22 protein-coding genes and 1 pseudogene are annotated in these 14,045 nt (G+C 52.7%); 6 read left to right on the top strand and 17 right to left on the bottom strand.

Annotated elements, in window-relative coordinates; genetic code table 11:
* Window positions 1-183 precede the first annotated feature (183 nt).
* The 4 genes from CFB02_RS07245 to CFB02_RS07230 all read left to right on the top strand — a co-directional run bounded on the left by CFB02_RS07245 (window position 184) and on the right by CFB02_RS07230 (window position 3,193).
* On the top strand, window positions 184-1,002 hold the full coding sequence (locus tag CFB02_RS07245) for a transporter substrate-binding domain-containing protein (protein ID WP_088557477.1): 819 nt from the start codon (window positions 184-186) through the stop codon (window positions 1,000-1,002).
* A gap of 153 nt (window positions 1,003-1,155) precedes the next feature.
* Window positions 1,156-1,821, top strand: a complete 666-nt coding sequence (locus CFB02_RS07240; RefSeq protein ID WP_088557476.1) for an amino acid ABC transporter permease — start codon at window positions 1,156-1,158, stop codon at window positions 1,819-1,821.
* The gene (locus tag CFB02_RS07235) at window positions 1,821-2,474 is read left to right on the top strand and encodes an amino acid ABC transporter permease (protein WP_088557475.1); all 654 of its coding nucleotides are present in this window, start codon (window positions 1,821-1,823) and stop codon (window positions 2,472-2,474) included. Before CFB02_RS07240 ends, CFB02_RS07235 begins: the two co-directional genes overlap by 1 nt.
* Window positions 2,471-3,193 carry an amino acid ABC transporter ATP-binding protein gene (locus CFB02_RS07230; protein WP_088557474.1) on the top strand — a complete coding sequence of 241 codons (723 nt, stop codon included), beginning with the start codon at window positions 2,471-2,473 and terminating at the stop codon, window positions 3,191-3,193. The genes CFB02_RS07235 and CFB02_RS07230 overlap by 4 nt, the downstream gene beginning before the upstream one ends.
* An 88-nt stretch (window positions 3,194-3,281) precedes the next feature.
* Here CFB02_RS07230 and CFB02_RS07225 read toward each other — a convergent pair whose 3' ends face one another.
* The 12 genes and pseudogenes from CFB02_RS07225 to CFB02_RS07175 form a co-directional block, all read right to left on the bottom strand.
* Window positions 3,282-3,674 carry a hypothetical protein gene (locus CFB02_RS07225; protein ID WP_088557473.1) on the bottom strand — a complete coding sequence of 131 codons (393 nt, stop codon included), beginning with the start codon at window positions 3,672-3,674 and terminating at the stop codon, window positions 3,282-3,284.
* Between the two features lie 19 nt (window positions 3,675-3,693).
* Window positions 3,694-4,440: an SDR family oxidoreductase gene (locus tag CFB02_RS07220; RefSeq protein WP_088557472.1), complete on the bottom strand. Its 747-nt coding sequence runs from the start codon at window positions 4,438-4,440 to the stop codon at window positions 3,694-3,696.
* A gap of 234 nt (window positions 4,441-4,674) precedes the next feature.
* Window positions 4,675-5,586, bottom strand: a complete 912-nt coding sequence (locus CFB02_RS07215) for a serine hydrolase domain-containing protein (protein WP_227519350.1) — start codon at window positions 5,584-5,586, stop codon at window positions 4,675-4,677.
* Window positions 5,587-5,805: 219 nt separating this feature from the next.
* The gene (locus tag CFB02_RS07210; protein WP_008169514.1) at window positions 5,806-6,138 is read right to left on the bottom strand and encodes a YnfA family protein; all 333 of its coding nucleotides are present in this window, start codon (window positions 6,136-6,138) and stop codon (window positions 5,806-5,808) included.
* 101 nt (window positions 6,139-6,239) lie between these two features.
* Window positions 6,240-6,452 (bottom strand): annotated as a pseudogene (locus CFB02_RS07205) (glutathione binding-like protein); the annotation flags it as partial.
* Window positions 6,422-6,547: a hypothetical protein gene (locus tag CFB02_RS18535; protein ID WP_413772091.1), complete on the bottom strand. Its 126-nt coding sequence runs from the start codon at window positions 6,545-6,547 to the stop codon at window positions 6,422-6,424. The pseudogene CFB02_RS07205 and the gene CFB02_RS18535, both read right to left, overlap by 31 nt.
* Before the next feature lie 45 nt (window positions 6,548-6,592).
* Window positions 6,593-7,045 carry a GNAT family N-acetyltransferase gene (locus CFB02_RS07200; protein ID WP_088557470.1) on the bottom strand — a complete coding sequence of 151 codons (453 nt, stop codon included), beginning with the start codon at window positions 7,043-7,045 and terminating at the stop codon, window positions 6,593-6,595.
* A 37-nt stretch (window positions 7,046-7,082) separates the two neighbouring features.
* Window positions 7,083-7,175 (bottom strand): ChaB family protein, encoded by a 93-nt coding sequence (locus CFB02_RS07195; protein ID WP_088559194.1) that lies wholly within the window; start codon window positions 7,173-7,175, stop codon window positions 7,083-7,085.
* The gene (locus tag CFB02_RS07190; protein ID WP_041645172.1) at window positions 7,172-7,438 is read right to left on the bottom strand and encodes a DksA/TraR family C4-type zinc finger protein; all 267 of its coding nucleotides are present in this window, start codon (window positions 7,436-7,438) and stop codon (window positions 7,172-7,174) included. Before CFB02_RS07190 ends, CFB02_RS07195 begins: the two co-directional genes overlap by 4 nt.
* A gap of 115 nt (window positions 7,439-7,553) precedes the next feature.
* Window positions 7,554-8,033 (bottom strand): acyl-CoA thioesterase, encoded by a 480-nt coding sequence (locus CFB02_RS07185; RefSeq protein WP_088557469.1) that lies wholly within the window; start codon window positions 8,031-8,033, stop codon window positions 7,554-7,556.
* Window positions 8,034-8,097: 64 nt separating this feature from the next.
* On the bottom strand, window positions 8,098-8,385 hold the full coding sequence (locus CFB02_RS07180; RefSeq protein WP_088557468.1) for a DUF1330 domain-containing protein: 288 nt from the start codon (window positions 8,383-8,385) through the stop codon (window positions 8,098-8,100).
* A gap of 60 nt (window positions 8,386-8,445) precedes the next feature.
* On the bottom strand, window positions 8,446-9,291 hold the full coding sequence (locus CFB02_RS07175; protein WP_264753959.1) for a LysR family transcriptional regulator: 846 nt from the start codon (window positions 9,289-9,291) through the stop codon (window positions 8,446-8,448).
* Window positions 9,292-9,333: 42 nt separating this feature from the next.
* Between CFB02_RS07175 and CFB02_RS07170 the strand changes: the two genes are divergently transcribed.
* On the top strand, window positions 9,334-10,149 hold the full coding sequence (locus CFB02_RS07170) for an FMN-dependent NADH-azoreductase (RefSeq protein WP_264753955.1): 816 nt from the start codon (window positions 9,334-9,336) through the stop codon (window positions 10,147-10,149).
* Window positions 10,133-10,612: a nucleoside deaminase gene (locus CFB02_RS07165; protein ID WP_088557465.1), complete on the top strand. Its 480-nt coding sequence runs from the start codon at window positions 10,133-10,135 to the stop codon at window positions 10,610-10,612. The genes CFB02_RS07170 and CFB02_RS07165 overlap by 17 nt, the downstream gene beginning before the upstream one ends.
* Here the strand turns inward: CFB02_RS07165 and CFB02_RS07160 are convergent.
* The 5 genes from CFB02_RS07160 to CFB02_RS07140 form a co-directional block, all read right to left on the bottom strand.
* Window positions 10,557-11,081, bottom strand: coding sequence for an AAA family ATPase (locus CFB02_RS07160; RefSeq protein ID WP_227519349.1), 525 nt, complete (start codon window positions 11,079-11,081; stop codon window positions 10,557-10,559). The genes CFB02_RS07165 and CFB02_RS07160 overlap by 56 nt on opposite strands.
* An 82-nt stretch (window positions 11,082-11,163) precedes the next feature.
* Window positions 11,164-11,748: a DUF4145 domain-containing protein gene (locus CFB02_RS07155; protein WP_197694037.1), complete on the bottom strand. Its 585-nt coding sequence runs from the start codon at window positions 11,746-11,748 to the stop codon at window positions 11,164-11,166.
* Between the two features lie 220 nt (window positions 11,749-11,968).
* Window positions 11,969-12,364, bottom strand: coding sequence for a DUF4357 domain-containing protein (locus CFB02_RS07150; RefSeq protein WP_088557463.1), 396 nt, complete (start codon window positions 12,362-12,364; stop codon window positions 11,969-11,971).
* 173 nt (window positions 12,365-12,537) lie between these two features.
* Window positions 12,538-13,056 carry a hypothetical protein gene (locus CFB02_RS07145; protein WP_088557462.1) on the bottom strand — a complete coding sequence of 173 codons (519 nt, stop codon included), beginning with the start codon at window positions 13,054-13,056 and terminating at the stop codon, window positions 12,538-12,540.
* 279 nt (window positions 13,057-13,335) lie between these two features.
* Window positions 13,336-14,034 (bottom strand): NrdJb, encoded by a 699-nt coding sequence (locus CFB02_RS07140; RefSeq protein WP_088557461.1) that lies wholly within the window; start codon window positions 14,032-14,034, stop codon window positions 13,336-13,338.
* Window positions 14,035-14,045 lie beyond the last annotated feature (11 nt).

Below are 14,045 nucleotides of genomic sequence, written 5' to 3'. Positions count from 1 at the left end.
GCTCAAAAAATCCGGTTATATTGAGGAAATTAAGGAAAATTGCCTACCAAATGGCAAATTTCAAAAATTTTCACTAAATAATCTACGGTAGTATTTTTACGTATGCTTTTTGCACATAACTCGTGTTGTGTAGGCATAACGGACACACACTTTTCGCCCACGAAAGAAAAAGAGAGAATAACTATGATTCGCAAACTAGCACCGCTTGTATTCGCTTGTGCTGCGGTAACCTCCGTAAGCGCGACAGCCGATCAGCTGGACACCGTGATTCAACGTGGCACTCTGAACTGTGGCGTGGTTCTGGATTTCCCACCGATGGGTTACTTCGACGAGAATAACGAAGCTGCCGGTTTTGACGTAGATTACTGCAACGACCTGGGCGAAGCGCTCGGCGTCGACGTCAATGTTCTCAACCTGACCTGGGGTGAGCGGATCCCATCCTTGATTTCGGGCAAGACTGATGTGGTTATCGGTTCTACCTCCGATACACTGGAGCGCGCCAAGACCGTCGGCTTCACCTACCCGTACTTCGTTTTCAAATTCCAGGTTATCGCCAACGAGGACAAGAACATTGAATCCTTCGACGACCTGAAGGATCTGAAAGTCGGTGCGGCACTCGGCACCACCTACGAAACCGAATACCTCGCATATGCCGAGCAGCAGGGCTGGGGCAAGGACAACTACACCTCCTTCAAATCCGAGAACGATGCGTACCTGGGTCTTTACCAGGGCAAGGTCGACGCAATCATCTCTACCAACACCAACATCGCGACCAAACTGCGTAGCGAAGAGTTCGCAGACTTTGAAGCGGGCCCCTACGTTCCCAACTACGACGACGTTGTGGGCATCATCGCCAAGCGTGATGAGGTTGCCTGGATCAACTACCTGAACCTGTTCCTGGTACGCCAGATTCGCGACGGCAACATGAACGAAGCATACAACAAGCACTTCGGTACCGATGCGCCGGCTGATCTGATTCAGTCCCTCCGGGACAACAAGTAAGCGCCGAGCCGACGGCCGCCAAACAGGCGGCCGTCATTGCATTGGCTTACGGGTCGGGGGCTCACCATCTGGTGTCCTGACCTAAAATTCTGATCATGACCCTTCTTACCGGGTTCTGGTCGAGTTTCCTACCATTCATAAAATGGCCAAGGTATGGACTACGAATTTCACTGGAACGTTGTGTTCCAGAACATGCCCCAGCTGCTGAACGGTGCCTTCGTTACTCTGCACGTCTCCGTTCTAGCCATGCTTCTGGGCGTTGTGATCGCAATACTGTTGGCGATCGCCAAAATGAACAACACAAAGTTTTTCAGCCAGGTCGCTACGGTCTGGGTGGAGATCGCCCGAAATACGCCAGCCCTGTTCCAAATTTATATGGCGTACTTCGGCCTTGGGGCGTTTGGTATACACCTCAGTCCCTATGCGGCAGTACTGAGCGCACTGGTTTTCATCAACGCAGGCTATCTCACCGAGACCTTCCGGGGTGGGTTCCAGTCGATTCCGAGCACCCAGTACAGCGCCTCCAAATCCCTGGGCATGACCAGCATTCAGAGCTACCGGTATATCATCCTTCCGCAGATGCTGAGACGCATCTATCACCCGATGACCAATCAGTTTGTCTGGTCGATTCTGATGAGCTCTCTGGGCATTCTCGTGGGCATGAGCGAGCTTTCTGGCACGACTCAGCGTTTGCAGTCACTGTCGTTCAGAACGCTGGAGTTCTTCATTGTGGCGGCGGTTATGTACTTCATCATCACCAAACTGGTGTTGTTCGGTTCATCGTTGCTTGCCCGTAGACTCTTCAAGGGGGAAATCTGATGAATTCCTTATTCACACCCCTGTCCTGGAGCGATAGCGGTCTAATCCTGACCGGCGTCTGGAATACCATCATCATCTCCGTTGTCGCCATTGTGGTGGGTACTCTTCTGGGTTTGATCGTCGGTTTTCTCCGTGCCGAGAGTAACCGGGCCGTCAACGTTCTTTTTGGCAGCGTGCTGGACATTCTCAGAAGTGTTCCCCTGATTATCCAGCTTATCCTGTTCTCCACCTTTGTCGGTGCGATGGGTAACCCATTGGCTCCGTTTGTTGCGGGCTCCATTGTGCTTTCGCTGTATACCATGGCCTTTATGAGCGAGGTATTCCGCAGTGGCTTTGAGAGCGTTAGCCCCTCAATGCAGACCGCTGCGCGCTCACTGGGTATGACCAAATGGCAAACCATCTACCACATTCGGTTACCGATTGGTTTGCGTGCTGTGTTCCCCTCGTGGCTGGGTGTTGCACTCAGTGTCATCAAGGACTCGGCCCTGGTCTCGGTCATCGGTTACATGGAACTGCTGCGAACGTCGGAGCAACTTATCTCACGAACCCAGCAACCGCTCGAGATCCTGATAGGTGTTGGTATCTTTTACTTCATTATTTCGTATCCGCTGTCCCACTACGGCCGGTATGTTGAGAGGAAAATGGCAATATGATCAGCGTACAGAATGTCCATAAATCCTTTGGCGATCTTGAAGTACTGAAAGGCGTCAGCCTGGATGTCCAAAAAGGCGAGGTCGTGAGCGTTATCGGAGGCTCCGGCAGTGGTAAGTCGACTCTCCTGTATTGCATCAATGCCATTGAGCCTATCAACAAGGGCAAGATCCTGGTTGACGACGTGGATGTCCATGCCAAGGCGACCAACAAGGACAAGTTGCGCCAGAAACTGGGCATGGTTTTCCAGCAGTGGAACTCTTTCCCGCACATGACTGTGTTGGAGAACGCCGCGCTCGCACCCAGAATCGTCAAGAAAATGAGCAAGGAAGAGGCGATGGAGATCGCCAAGAAGGAGCTTGAACATGTTGGCTTGGGTGACAAATTCGATGTCTACCCCACGAAAATGTCCGGCGGCCAGCAGCAGCGTTTGGCGATTGCCCGTGCTCTGGCCATGAAGCCTGACTACATGTTGCTTGACGAAGTGACCTCGGCGCTCGACCCGGAGCTGGTCGGCGAGGTACTGGATACCCTGCGCCTGTTGGCAGAAGAGGGGATGACCATGATCTGTGTGACCCACGAAATGGGATTCGCACGGGATGTCTCTGATCGGGTGGCATACTTCCACGAGGGCGTGATCGCAGAGATCGGTGAAGCGCGCCAGGTGATTACCGATCCGCAAAACCCGCTCACCCAGAAGTTCCTTTCAAAAGTGCGCTAGAAAGTCGCCACAATCGTGGCGCTGGCTGGGGGAGTTCTTGGACCCGCTTTCCCAGCCATTTTTCCAGCCCGCCCAGACTCCGGTGGCTTCAGTTCCGGTTCTTCAGCACCTCATAAATCTGCCTGACCGCTTCCTCCTGCTTTTGTTTTTCAACCATATCTTCCAGCAGCTCCAGTACCCGTTTTTCGTCGTTGCTCCGAAGACCCGGCCAGTACACATAGGGCACCAGATCCGGATTGCTAATAAAGAACAAAGCGGTTTGTTCCGGATCGTTGGCGATGTCTCCGCGCAGGCCCACGGTGAACTGGCGGCCCTCGCCACCCCGTAGCGTTAACAGAAGCGATTTATCTTGCTCGATGAATCGGGGTTCCTCCACGGTAATGGGCTCAACCAGATCGGGTACCGAGGTGATGTAGTATTGAAAGCCGAGGAACCCCAGCAGAACAGCAATCAACGCTGCCAGGGCAAAGGATTTGTTCATTCTGAAGATTCCAAGCTGCTTACATTGCTCTGGCAAATAATCCAAAGGGAAGGGATTTGATCACGTAGCTCAGCGGCGTCCATGGCCACCAGGGCACGTAGGCCCGGCGTTTCTCGGATTCAATGGCTTTTACGAGGGCCTTCACGCCGGTTTCCAGATCCACCCGGAAGGGGGCATTTTTCGTATCGCGGTTAATATCGGTGAGAATGTAGCCCGGCATGATGTTGCTGACGTTAATGGGCTTGCCCTTTGTATCCAGTTGCAGGCCTTCCGCCAGAGAGGCTACGGCGGCCTTGGTGGCAGCGTATACGTTCAGTGGACCACGGAAGCCGCGAACACCACTGACAGACGACATTAACACCAGGTGACCGCTGTTCTGCTCGAGGAAGATCTCCATGGCCGCCTCACTCTGGGCAATAGCAGCGATGAAGTTGGTCTCGGCGGTGTGGCGGTTGGCGGCAAAATGTCCACGGCCGATGGGCTGTGAGCTGCCAATACCTGCGTTAACCACCACCCGATCAAGACTACCGAGCTCATCCCGGAAGCCCCGGAACACTTCGAACACCTGATCGTAATCGCAGACATCAAGGCCTCGGACCAGTACCCGGATATCCGGATGAGCCTGCTGCAATTCCCGCTGGAGAGCTTCCAGCTTGTCTGCCCGGCGCGCACAGAGCGCCAGATTACAGCCTTTGGCCGCCCATTCGCGAGCCATGCCTTCCCCGAGACCGGTGCTGGCACCGGTAATCAGAATGTTCTTTCGCATCAGCTATCCCCTGGATTCGTTCAGATTATTTGCGCTCACAGTACCATGATCGAACGCCCAGGGGATTGACTGAAATGCAACTCTGCACTGGCCATTCCGTTCAATGCGGTGACTTACGCTGCTACTGGCGTGATCAACAGAGCTGACAATAGTGTAATTGCGATCCTGTTCATTTCCTCCTTGGTGTTCGCCACCAGTGATTACAGTTGAGGAAACTTATGCGTGACGGCCGCTTCAGTTATCCACGGCAGGAATTATGTGCTCCTCAATTAACTGGAACTGGCGGCGCAAAAAGGCTGAACCCGGCGAGGGTGGGGTAGGGTCAGAGGTCATCACCACGGTCAGTTTGCGAGCGGGCATCACATACAGTACCTGGCCTCCGTACCCACGCCCGTAATACCCCATTTCGCCGGCGAGCGGCTGCTGGAACCAGCCGTAGCCATAGGGATCATCTGTGTAGGCGGACCTTCCGCGTCCAATCCAGGACTCCCGCACCCAGTTTTCCGGAAACAGGCGCCGATCACCAAGGCGGCCTTCATTGCGATAAAGCTCGCCGATTTTGGCCAGGTCCCTTGGCGAAAGAGCCATATTATTGCCACCAAAATAAATCCCCTGGGGATCCCGGCCCCAGGCAGGAATGGTTATATTCAGAGGCTCGCCCAACCATTCCCGGGCCAGGGCGAGCGTGCTGCGCCCGGCGCTTTCGGTGAGCGCCGCCGAGAGCAGGTGGCTGCTGCCGGTAGAGTAGAGCATGCGACCGCCTGGCTCATCCACGAACGGCCGGGTAAGCACATGGTGCACCCAGTTATCGCTGTTCACCCATGGGCCATAGTAACGGCCAGATGTCCGCTGCAACCCGGCCTGCAAAGACAGCAGGTGCCCCAGAGTTATCCGGTCTACGCCCTCGGTGGCGGAGGCGGGTATGCGGTCACCGAGCGTTTCAACAACCGGTTGATTGGTTCCCTCGAACACACCTTTTTCGATGCCGATACCCACCAGCGCGGCGAGTACTGTCTTGGAGAGAGATTTGATGTTGGTTGGCGTGTCGAGCCCGGCACTCTTCAAATCCAATGCCAGAACTTCCTGGCCCTCATGGACAACAATCAAGGAGTGAAGGCGCTCAAGGTTTGCAGCTTCTCTGGACACCTCTGTTTGCCAGTCGGCCGTCTCTGAGTGGCTTGGCGGGGTCACCAGGAGCAGCAGTGCGGAAAGCCAATATGAAAAGCGTTGCATAGTGTAAGGAGGCGATAGCCTCTTCGTTTTGGTAAGTGGAACGTCGATCATATGACTAGTGTACGTCAGCGTGCCGGGAGGAGGTCACGGCTTAATCAGATCTGTGGTGATTATCGGGTACGCGATGCAGATTTATGCGCCTCTAGGCGCAAACATGATGATCGCCATGCCGAGCAGTGCTACGCCGGATCCCACCAGATCCCAAACGGTTGGCCGGATACCATCAATAGCCCAAAGCCAGAGAATGGCCATAAAGATATACACACCGCCGTAGGCCGCATAAACCCGACCGGCGGCAGTAGGATGCAGGGAAAGTAACCAGGCAAATGCCGCCAGGCTCAGGGCCCCGGGTACCAGAAGCCAGATGCTCTTTCCCTCGCGAAGCCAGAGATAGGGTAGGTAGCAGCCAACGATTTCAGCCAGCGCGGTGACGAGAAAAAGGCCGATGGTTTTCAGTTCAGGCAAAGGGATTTTCCTTTGGACCGATAAAAGTCCGTATTCTATGACGCATTGTGAACCAGTCTTTGAGATTTACATGGGGATTGGAGAGCAATTACCGAACACTCCTAAACCATAGGCCTGAAATTCGGCAATGCCGCAACCCGATCCAGCCATGCGCGAATTGCAGGGTAGGCTTCCAGCTCAAAACCACCCTCATCGGCGACGTGGGTGTATGCATAGAGTGAGATATCTGCAGTAGTGACCTTCTCACCCGCCAGGAATGGCGTTTGTGCCAGCTGCTGCTCCATCACCTGCAAGGCCTTGTGCCCGCCAGAATGTCGAAATCAATCCACTGATGGTCGATGTTCAGCAGTTGGCAAACGAGCTGAACCTTGTAGCAGTTCCCGGATTGGGTATCGCCATAGATTTTCATGCAGTTTCCTTTGCTGGGAGCGCGCCGTTTTTCAGGCCGGGGCGTTCAGGGCTCCGATCCGGGCTGCTTGAGGTCTTTGGTGTAGACATGCGTTGTTTTGGATTGCGTATAACCAACCGCCGGATAAAAGCCATGAGACTCAAGGCGCGTTACATTAGAGCGTACCACCACCCGCGGGAGTCCCATAGAGCTGGACCAGTCTTCAGCAGATTGGACCAATAACTGGCCGATACCAGCCCTCCGTGCGCGGGAGCCTACAACCAGGCCTGTAATTTCCGCGACAAACAGCTCGCTGAGGAACAGGCGCTTTTCCACTGCTATCCACCCAGCGACCGAACCCCCGGAAAGGGCGACGAAAATCTGATGGTCGGGAGAGTCAGTGATTGCCTCGAGCCATGCTTTCGTTCGAAGCCTGCTGGCTGTGTAACCCCATTCGAGGACCAGAGCGTGAATGCCATCAAGATGATCAACCCGCCCCGGTTCGATTGAAATGTCCATATTCAATCGCTACTCCGGGAGGGAATACTATGGCGACTCATTCTCGGGATTTGCCTTTGACCCACCTGTCGCCCTCCTTGTGATATTCCTCTTTAACCGCCGCCCAGGCTACTTTGTGGGCCGTCTCTATCGCAGCTGGCTGTCCTTGCTGCCCCTGCGATTGATGCCGCCAGACTGGCTGTGCTCCTTTTCATGGGCCGACTGGCAGTCAATGCACAAACGAACACCGGGAATGGCCTTGCGCCGGGCCTCTGGAATTGGTGCTCCGCACTCATCACATTCCTCGGCACTTTCGCCTTTGGCCAACTGGCTGCGTGCGCGCTGGATTTCATCCTCAACGCTTGCGTCGATCTGTTCCTGAACCGCACCATCACGAGACCATCCGCCTGCCATGGTTCCTCCGATATCAGTCTGACTGGCACCCTTTAACAATAACATCCGAGCGAGTGCTCAAATATGGATGACACTGTCTTTTCTGAGAGGCCGGTTCACTTCTCGCACGCCGGACTCATTTTTTATGCAGTTCCCTGTAGCGTTCCTCCAGTTCGGCACGAATGGCCCTGCGCTCCTTACCGTTGGCAAATCGCCGTATCTGATCATCGGTGCTCGGGACCAGCTGCGGCACGGCGACGGCTTTGCCGTTGTCATCAACCGCCACCATGGTAAAGAAGCAGCTGTTGCTATGGCGAACCAACTTGTCGCGGATGTTCTCGGTAACCACCTTGATGCCGATCTCCATGGAGGTACGGCCGGTATAGTTCACGCTGGCCAGAAAGGTCACCAGCTCGCCGATCTGGATGGGCTGGAGGAACATCACCTGGTCGACGGACAGGGTAACTACATAAGTCCCCGCGTAGCGGCTGGCGCAGGCATAGGCAACCTCATCCAGGTACTTCAGCAGGGTGCCGCCGTGCACATTGCCGGAGAAATTGGCTTTGTCCGGCGTCATCAGAACGGTCATGCTCAGGCTTGTTGAATTGTTTTCCATGGCGCTTCTCTGTTGGTTTTGCTGTCCAGTATAGGCGCCAGGCTGCCCGCGGTGGCAGTAGTTATTAGTCGGCCTCGAACGTCACCAGATCCACATCTGCTGCCTGGGTGCGTAACGGCACCAATGCCTGATAGGCAGGAGAGTCGTGCCAATCGACGACGGAATCCGCATCGGGAAAGCGGATAACCACCGTATCGGTGTGCCGGTATTGCCCGCTCAGCACCTTTGCCTGTGTACCCCGAAGTACCAGTTCCGCACCCCAGGGAACCAGCGTTTCCGGAACAAGGCTGCGGTATTCTGCCCATTTGTCGGGGTTTTTTACGGTGATGTTACCGATCACGTAGGCGGTCATTGGCGTTCTCCGGTTTTTATTTGGGCTGATGTTCATGAAAAATGAAAGTGACTGCGAGCATTACTGGTTCAGGATATCTTCGATCCAATTCAGGAATTTGGCCGCACTCCTCGTTTCGAAGCTATCCCTACCTGGAACGTAATAGCACAAATCTGATGTTACCGATTGCGTGTCGAAGTGCTGCAGAACGTTGGCCTTCAACAGCCTTTCGACGAGCGTTGTAGAGCAGAACACCAGCCCGTTGCCCGCCATAGCCTGTTGGATCCCGAAAAGCTCCTGATCAAACGTTTTGAGTTGGATATTTGCCAGCTCCAGTCCATTTTTTTCTAACCAGGCGGCCAGGGGAGGGCTCGGTAACGCTTTGTTTTTCCACTCCGTGGTAAACAGGGTTATGGGGGCATTTTCCCAGGAGGGAGGCGTCATTCCATAGGCACCAAATACATTGAATGACTCAAATCGAATGACATCAGAATGCTCAGCAACTGAGACATCCCCGAATCGAATCGGAATGATGTAGGATTGGCTGTCGACCGACTCGCCGGTCGATATTTCCACAGAAATCTCGGGGTTGGCTTGTTCGAAATCGTGCTGGGAAGGGATCAGCACCATCGCTGCCAAGGATGATGTCGTCGTCACCCTGACTGTATTGCCTGCCTTCACCACCTCTTCCAAAGCGCTGTCGATTTTCCGAAACCCTTCCGAGGTCGCTTTGGCTAATCGGATACCCGTTCCCGTCAAGGATATCCGTCTTCCCTGCCGATGAAACAGGCTCACATTCAATCGGCTTTCCAGGTTGCCAATGTGGTGTGAGATGGCTGTTGGCGTCAGCGAAAGTTCTTCTGCCGCCAACTTGAAACTACCCCGGCGGGCAGCCGACTCAAAGGCTTTCAGCGCCTGTAATGACACCTGCAATGTGAATCTCCAGGTCAATCACGAGTTCATGAACTTTTGGATGAGTTTAATTCATCTGCAAGTGTAATTTTTCCGTTTGTGCAAGTCCATCCAGCGCCACAAACTGGCTCCTGTCAGCAATCAACCAAGGCAATGAACATGAGCACACTATTACACATTGATTCAAGCGTCAGAGCGGCGACCAACCCGAACCCGGATCACGATTCCATATCGAAAAATGTCGCCCGTCGATTCATTGATACCTGGAAACAGAACCGGCCTGAGGATGAATATATCTATCGTGACGTTGGGGTGAATCCACCTGATTTCATTACACAGGATTGGATTGGCGCTGTGTTTACCCCGGAGCAAGATAGGACCCCGGAGCAGCAGGAGACACTGGCACTCTCCGATACCCTGATCGCTGAGGTCTCAGCAGCCGACGTTATTGTGATCTCCTCACCCATGTACAACTACGGTATGCCCGCTCAGCTAAAAGCCTGGTTCGATCAGATCGTTCGCATTGGCAAAACATTTGATTTCGATCTCGAACGAGGAGACTTCCCGCTGCAGCCTCTGCTCTCAGGTAAGACATTGATCATCGTGACCTCCAGCGGAGAGTTTGGCTTTGAAAAAGGCGGAATAAGAGAAGAGTCTGGCCACCTGGTGCCGCACCTCAGAACGTTGAGCAAATACCTCGGGGTGGACACCATTTACGAAGTCACCGCTGAATATCAGGAATTTGGCGACGAGCGGCACCGCGTGTCAGTCGCCAAAGCCAAAGCTCGAGCCGAGAGCCTTGCTTCAGAGCTGAGCCTTTCAGCCCAGGCTCCATCGTCAGTACCTGAGGTCACCGATGTGGGACGGAATTGATGAAGAGCGTCTGGCAACCTGTGGCGAAAGCGCCATTGATCTGGCTATTAGTAATGTAAAAGCCGGTGGTTTGCCGTTTTCCGCTGTGATCGTCAATCAAAATGGAGACGTTGTCGGCAAGGGGGTAAATCAGGTTGCCAAGCATCTGGATTGTACCGCACACGCAGAAATACAGGCGATAAGGGACGCTTCACGGAATGAAACTAGCGTCTCTTTAAAAGGGGCGACGTTGATTGCTTCAGGAGAGCCTTGCGCTCTCTGTTACATGGCGATTCGTATGGCCGGCATTGCGAACGTCCGTATATTGTTGGATCGCGATGAAGCGGCAGAAGACGGGTTCGATTATCGGTGGACTTACAGGTATTTGAACCCCAGCCTCATTAATGAGCTCAATGTTGTGACTTTGGTTAACGAGAGGAAGTTCCTCCCATTCCAGATGGCCAAAATGGGTCGGATTGATTGAGAGGAGGTGGGTAATAGCGTGGCGGCTCAAAGTAAGCCGCCACTATTCTAAAGACTTCCTCCGTGTCGAACTGAGCCCGTTCAGGCTGTTCTTTCTGTCGCTGTTTCAGCTGTTTTAAACAAACTTCATCGTCTACCGACAAATAGTACAGCTCATGAGGAATACCGTGCTGCGAGTAGATATCTTTGAACCAGGCTCTCTGCTTACGGGTGTTGCCGGGAAAGTCGAGGACCACAGAGGTACCAGCCAAGAGCACTTGCTCAACGTGTGATTTCAGCACTGGTTTGAGCCGAGATGAGTAACGAATGTAATCATTGAAATCATTGATCTCGCCGGGGAATAGGGCGGCCAGCCATTCATCCTCTGAAATAAGCACGGCTCCCCGCTCACGAGCGATTTTGCCAGACAAAGCGCTTTTGTCAGCTCCCATTTTCCCGCAGAAGAATATCAACGTTCCGAATGAGTTCATCGCTTAATCCTTGGGGATAACGCCGCAAGCAAAGCCGCGCGTTAGCGCGTCCAGCCCGCAGGGAGATTTTTGCCTTGCCTTGTTATACATTTCCCGGGGGAGCTTTCTTAAGCTCTTTTTTAGCTTTAGCCACTCCTACAATCGCAGCCATTTTTTGTTCACGGTCATGGCGCTTGATGTACCATTCCTCAAACAAAGTTTCTATAAGCCAAATTAATAAGCCTGCCTCCTCGGGATCTACATCGATAATTAGATTTACATCTTTTTCCATGTGAGCACCGATATTTCCAACGTGCCTTACGGAGTCAATTGCCTCCCATGTATTAGCATCTACTTTATCTTTGAGCGCTTCAATTTCATCAACTAATCGATTTTTCTTTGTTTTCCAGAAATCTCTTATCATCCCCTGCAAGCACCTACGAGACAAAGTTGCAGATGCTTTTGGGCTTCCATTCTGGATTAGGCAGGCTTCTTCATAATCTTCAAGTAGTGCACGCGGGATATAGTCGGGAAAGGGTTTTGCACTGGACTCTGGAGCAAGGTTCCACTCCTTTATTTTTTCTCCCGTTTGTTGATACTGTGCATTATATTCGTAAATAGCAGTTTTAATCGTTAGATTTTTACAGTCAGGATTAGGGCAAACAATTACCTCGGTGTTTGATGCCATCCAGCCTAAATCCGCACTTAGCTGACGCTTAGTGAAAAAATCTTTAATATTTCCATTGTTCTCGTCATGAATAGTGCAATCTCTATTGCAGTATGGGCATGTCCAATGTCGTGTGGTCAATGCTCAGTTCTCCCTTTTGTATAAGGCTGAGCGCAGTAGTGGCCTTTACATAGCGAAGCGGCGTAAAGACCATCCGACTGACGCGCCTGGTTATGCAAGTTTAGTCCCGTAACTCTGCAATAACTTTCCACTGATTTCTTCCTGGAAGCAAACACTCCCAAAACCTCCAGCCGTTGACCGGATTCCCTGTAATTGCAACGGCAGCAGACGAGGGAGAAGTGAACCGCTTGCCCTGAACTACAAGAGCACCTTCGTCTACAACCCCGGAATACAGCTGGCCCTTATAGGTTGCACGAAATTCGGTCCCATGGGGAAAGGCAACACCCTTACATACCCATGGATTTCCGCCTGTAGTCTCGTTACCTGCTGTAGATTTAGGTGCTGGATCGTCAAGCCCAAGAAGCGACCGAATCACGTCATTTTCGGTCATCGATTCGCACGTACGGCGAACTGTGAGCTCTTTGAAAACTTCAAAATCAACTTCGATAGCTGCCATGACTAGGCACTCCTGTTCGGTTATTACAGGAGTAATAGTAGCGAATATAGTTTTTATAGCAAGAACTTTTTGGGTCTATCACGGAACCTTTTTATGCATAACGCCTGCAGCATGCTCGCCCACGTAATGGAGCCGAAGGCGCAATGTAGTTGGCGTCGCCGTGCCTGCACTGGTTATGACTTTACCAGTTCGGCGATTGCGACTTTAAACTGATCAATCTCTTTCTTGAGGCTTTCACTGAGATTAAAAAGTTCGCCTGAAACTTTTTGCTTCTCTTTGAGGTCTTTGCTTCGATAGTCCGTGTTTAAAGCGTCGACATATTCTTTTGAAAATTCATGGGTCGCACCAACGATATTATTCTTGAGCGGGACCAAATTCTTAAAGTAAAGACTGGTGAGCATTTCAAGCTCCACTAGTGGAGGTATACCTTCAGTCTCTGATGGCAACGGTCTTCGTGCGTAGTGAATATAGTTGACTGCTTCCATGAACTTTTGGCCGTTTTCTTGGCTAAGTACAACCAATAACTCATATATCTTTTCGAGCCGCTTCCTATCTCGTTCTTCTCTCTGCTCTCGAGACTCACTTCTTCGACTGTACCAAGTCGTGAAAAATGAAGCCGCGAAACCGAGAGTAGCACCCCCTAGAGTTCCTGCAATGGTTACCCACTGTGCAAAGGTACCGCCATCACTCATCGACTACCTCCCTGTCATAACATTTGTATAGTGGTCGCTATGATCATATTCCCCGACCAAATATCCTGTCTGACCACTTCCAAATCTAACCAAAAGTGCTTCACAATCAATGGTCTGAATTCCAAACCTTTCTCAGGGCTTCGATAAAAGCGATCAACACGACCGATTTCCTGGTATCACCGACTTTTTGATCAAACCGATCACGTTTCCAGCCCACCAAACAAAAAGGCCCGAAGCGTTCACTCCAGGCCTTCTCGTCACTCAGTGCGATCAATCACCTCAACCGCACTTGCTATCGCCGCAGGAGAGGCAGGTAGCACAACCGTCCATTACGATCACCGCCTTGGTGCTGCACTTGCCACACATGGTGGCGTTCGGCGGGAAGTCGCTGGCCTTTTCATCGTTCGTGGCCGTAGCGTGGCTGGCTTCGAACTCGGCGCGCTTTTCGGCGAGGATGCGCTTGGTGGTTTCGCTCATTTCCTCGCTTTCCAGCAGGCCAATGGCCTTCAGGTGCTTCTCGATCACGGCGCCGATTTCAGCGACCAGCGACGGCATGAACACGCCGCCTTTCTTGAAGTAGCCACCATTGGGGTCGTACACGCTGCGCAGCTCTTCCACGAGGAAGGTCACGTCGCCACCCTTGCGGAATACCGCAGAGATAACGCGGGTGAGGGCGATAACCCACTGGAAGTGTTCCATCGACTTGGAGTTGATGAACACTTCGTACGGTTGCCGGCTCTCGTGGTCGGTGCCTTCGTTGAGCAGGATGTCGTTGATGGTGATGTACATCGCGTGCTCGGCCACCGGCGGCTTGATCTTGTAGGTGGTGCCCAGCAGGAAGTCCGGCCGTTCGATGTATTCGTTCATCTGAACGGGCTTGGTTTCTGCGTGCACCGGTGCCTGGTGTTCGGCGGCTGCTTCAGGGTCGGCCTTCTTTACGCGGTAGCCGACGATTTTGTTGCTGATTTTAACTGTCATGTTCGTTGTCC

The organism is Marinobacter sp. es.042 (assembly GCF_900188315.1).
Classification (GTDB): Bacteria; Pseudomonadota; Gammaproteobacteria; order Pseudomonadales; family Oleiphilaceae; genus Marinobacter.
The sequence above is the reverse complement of the archived record's forward strand: the minus strand, read 5'-3'. Positions and strand labels throughout refer to the sequence as shown.

Bases quoted from the DNA above. Each gene is read 5' to 3' on its own strand.
- CFB02_RS07245 (WP_088557477.1), top strand. From the start codon at position 184: ATGATTCGCAAACTAGCACCGCTTGTATTCGCTTGTGCTGCGGTAACC.
- CFB02_RS07240 (WP_088557476.1), top strand. From the start codon at position 1,156: ATGGACTACGAATTTCACTGGAACGTTGTGTTCCAGAACATGCCCCAG.
- CFB02_RS07235 (WP_088557475.1), top strand. From the start codon at position 1,821: ATGAATTCCTTATTCACACCCCTGTCCTGGAGCGATAGCGGTCTAATC.
- CFB02_RS07230 (WP_088557474.1), top strand. From the start codon at position 2,471: ATGATCAGCGTACAGAATGTCCATAAATCCTTTGGCGATCTTGAAGTA.
- CFB02_RS07225 (WP_088557473.1), bottom strand. From the start codon at position 3,674: ATGAACAAATCCTTTGCCCTGGCAGCGTTGATTGCTGTTCTGCTGGGG.
- CFB02_RS07220 (WP_088557472.1), bottom strand. From the start codon at position 4,440: ATGCGAAAGAACATTCTGATTACCGGTGCCAGCACCGGTCTCGGGGAA.
- CFB02_RS18535 (WP_413772091.1), bottom strand. From the start codon at position 6,547: ATGAAAATCTATGGCGATACCCAATCCGGGAACTGCTACAAGGTTCAG.
- CFB02_RS07200 (WP_088557470.1), bottom strand. From the start codon at position 7,045: ATGGACATTTCAATCGAACCGGGGCGGGTTGATCATCTTGATGGCATT.
- CFB02_RS07190 (WP_041645172.1), bottom strand. From the start codon at position 7,438: ATGGCAGGCGGATGGTCTCGTGATGGTGCGGTTCAGGAACAGATCGAC.
- CFB02_RS07185 (WP_088557469.1), bottom strand. From the start codon at position 8,033: ATGGAAAACAATTCAACAAGCCTGAGCATGACCGTTCTGATGACGCCG.
- CFB02_RS07180 (WP_088557468.1), bottom strand. From the start codon at position 8,385: ATGACCGCCTACGTGATCGGTAACATCACCGTAAAAAACCCCGACAAA.
- CFB02_RS07165 (WP_088557465.1), top strand. From the start codon at position 10,133: ATGTGGGACGGAATTGATGAAGAGCGTCTGGCAACCTGTGGCGAAAGC.
- CFB02_RS07160 (WP_227519349.1), bottom strand. From the start codon at position 11,081: ATGAACTCATTCGGAACGTTGATATTCTTCTGCGGGAAAATGGGAGCT.
- CFB02_RS07155 (WP_197694037.1), bottom strand. From the start codon at position 11,748: ATGGCATCAAACACCGAGGTAATTGTTTGCCCTAATCCTGACTGTAAA.
- CFB02_RS07150 (WP_088557463.1), bottom strand. From the start codon at position 12,364: ATGGCAGCTATCGAAGTTGATTTTGAAGTTTTCAAAGAGCTCACAGTT.
- CFB02_RS07145 (WP_088557462.1), bottom strand. From the start codon at position 13,056: ATGAGTGATGGCGGTACCTTTGCACAGTGGGTAACCATTGCAGGAACT.
- CFB02_RS07140 (WP_088557461.1), bottom strand. From the start codon at position 14,034: ATGACAGTTAAAATCAGCAACAAAATCGTCGGCTACCGCGTAAAGAAG.